The organism is Synechococcus sp. H55.11 (assembly GCF_047462475.1).
Classification (GTDB): Bacteria; Cyanobacteriota; Cyanobacteriia; order Thermostichales; family Thermostichaceae; genus Thermostichus.
The window spans coordinates 1-2,628 of sequence record NZ_JANSJI010000271.1 but is presented as its reverse complement, the minus strand read 5'-3'; the positions used below and the strand labels follow the sequence as shown (position 1 = coordinate 2,628).

Annotated in this window: 3 protein-coding genes; 1 reads left to right on the top strand and 2 read right to left on the bottom strand. The window is 62.7% G+C overall.

Going from position 1 to position 2,628, the window contains the following annotated elements; all coding sequences use genetic code 11:
- The coding region (locus NW853_RS10940) for a hypothetical protein (RefSeq protein WP_414349022.1) at nt 1–779 on the bottom strand (779 nt) is incomplete at its 3' end.
- A gap of 62 nt (nt 780–841) precedes the next feature.
- Nucleotides 842–1,021, bottom strand: a complete 180-nt coding sequence (locus NW853_RS10935) for a hypothetical protein (protein WP_414336175.1) — start codon at nt 1,019–1,021, stop codon at nt 842–844.
- 186 nt (nt 1,022–1,207) lie between these two features.
- Between NW853_RS10935 and NW853_RS10930 the strand changes: the two genes are divergently transcribed.
- Entirely contained in the window at nt 1,208–2,485 is a 1,278-nt protein-coding gene (locus NW853_RS10930) for a DUF4912 domain-containing protein (RefSeq protein WP_414349021.1), read from the top strand.
- Nucleotides 2,486–2,628: the final 143 nt, after the last annotated feature.

The following is a 2,628-nucleotide window of genomic DNA, read 5'->3' as shown; positions in this document are numbered from 1 at the left end:
ACCACGGCAAAGCGATCCAGAAAGCCGTCGCTGGCGTTCATCTGGCGCAGGTTGAAGGCATCTTCGGCGGAGATCACCAGGTCGTAGCCCAGCATGCGGGTGGCGCGGATGCGGTGGGGCCGTTCCCCAATGCGGTTGACCAGCGAGCGGGCCTGCTCTTCTGAGGTGGTATAGGCGGCAGTGCCCTCGCTGCCCACAAAGGCAGCATTGAGATCCTGGCCAAGGTTGAGGGGCGGGTAAACTGGGTTGCCGTCGGGATCCAAAAGGCGCATCGATTGGCTAGGGAGAAAATCCAGGCCGCGGGCATCCACGATCAGCCCTGTTACCTGCGGGGTTTGCCGCTGGGATCCTGCTTCGAGGCCAGCTCCCCCCCCTGGCCCCTGGCCTGTGCCCACCCCCGAGCCAGGGCTGGAGCCGCGCCCCCCGCTCTGGCCGCTGCCGGGCCCGCTCCCTTCTCCCTGGCCAGAACCCGAGCCACCGCCCCCGCTGCCGAACTGGCGCAACAAGTCCAAATCGAAAATCGGCCCTTCCAAGCTTGGGTTCTCGCTAGAAAACGCCGACTCTACTTCTACCTGGTCGGGAGTAACCGGGCGCCAGGGCGTTTCTTCCGGGAAGGGTTGTTTCTCAACCGCTGGGGCAGGGGATCCCCCTTGCAGGCGGTAAAGGGGAGGAAACAGGGTTTGTGCTTCGACAGCTTCCCCCGGCCAGACCAGGATCCCCAGCGCTGCCAAGATCACCGGGATCCCTGCGCCTTGAGTTCTATCTTTCCACCACCTCATGCCCCCACCTCACGGCCTGAAAACCTGTGGTTTGCTCTGCAGCCGCCCACCCTTCCCCCATGCTACCCAGGCAGGGCCGGTTCGGTAGGGGATCCCGCGCAGTCCTCCCTTTGGCTGGAGAGCAGCGGTCGATGTTTTTCCCTCGTGCGGCGGGATCCCTGGCTCAAGATGGCTGGGAAAGCCAGGCGTTGATCCCCAGCGATCCCCAAGCTCTTGACCGCCAGGCAAAAATACGCAAACATGTGTTCATCATTCTTTGTGATCCCCGTTGATCCCGACCTGGAATCATCAGGGGTTGGAGAGTGCAAAGCAGGCCGTCACGCCAGTAGGTTCAAGGCTGTACTGAGCCACAAGCTGGGATCGGCCTTTGGGTTAGAAGCTGGAGCATTGCACAAAGCCTGAGTTGTCGAAGACAGGAGACCCTGACCATGCCACCAGAGCGGATCCCGTTGGAAGAAATGACCATCCGGCAGTTGCGAGAAGAAGCTGCCCGCTATCAGATCCCCAAGTACAGCCGTATGACCAAAGACCAGCTTATCGAGGCCATTCGAGAAGCCCAGGCCAAAACTGGCTGCCCCACCGATGCGATGCCGGAGCCCAGCGGGCAAGAGTCGGTTACCGGGACGAAGTATGTCGGCCAAGTAGCTAGCAAGCCGGATCTGGCCGATGTAGACAAGGGGCTGGGGGATCTGCCCGACGGCTATGGCGAAAGCCGCATTGTCCTGCTGCCGCGGGATCCCCAATGGGCCTACGCCTATTGGGATGTGCCCAACGAAGCCAAGGAGAGTAAGCGCCGCGAGGGCGGCCAACAGTTGGCGCTGCGTCTGTACGATGTGACAGATATTGATTTCGACCGCCAACCGGCCCACAGCATGCAGGAGTACCCCTGCGACGAGCTGGCGCGGGAATGGTACTTGCCGATCCCGGTGAGCGACCGCTCCTATTTGGTGGAGATCGGCTACCGGACGGCAGATGGCCGCTGGCTGATGTTGGCCCGCTCGGCAGCGGTGATGGTGCCCCCGGTTTATCCTTCCGACTGGTTTGAAGAGCACTTCCTGACGGTGCCCTTCGACGTGGCACTGCAGGGCCGCACCCTCTACCAGCTCACCGAGCCCTACAAGCGCAGCGCCACCGGCATGGGCGTGGTGGCCTACAAAGGCGATGAGCCGCAGCGGGAGGCGACGGCGGATCCCTTCCTGGACATGGTGGGCGACTTCGAGGCAATGCGGGTGGCGGGATCCCTGTTTGGCAGCCACCAAATGGGCAGCCGTCAACTGGTGCCGGAGCAGGCCATCAGCTCGTTCATTATCCCCTCGGGTGTGGGTATGATGGGGATGGCCATGGCAGAGGTGCCTGCTGCCCCTTGGATGGCTTCCGGATCGGGCCTGGGGCTGTTCTCCGGCGCTTCCGAAGTCCTGCCGCGGCGCTCCCGCAAGTTCTGGCTGGTGGCTGATGCCGAGCTGATCGTCTACGGGGCCACGGAGCCGGATGCCACCGTCACCATCGCCGGGCGCAAGATCCAGCTCAACCCCGATGGCACCTTCCGTTTCCACATGGCTTTCCCCGATGGCAACATCGACTTCCCCATCTTTGCTGTGGCTGCCGACGGCGAGCAAAATCGGGAGATCCACATGACCTTCGACCGCCGCACCCTCTCCCGCCGCACCAACACCAAGGAGGAGGCCATCGAGGAGTTGTTGCCCTAGAGGATCCAACTTTTCACTGCTTGCCCCCTGGAGCTGGCCGGGGGCTTTTTGTTGCCGAGTGAGAGTTATTTAACCGGTGATGCAACCCAACTCCCCTCTCCCTCAGGGAGAGGGGCTGGGGGTGAGGGGATCCCTCAGGGAGA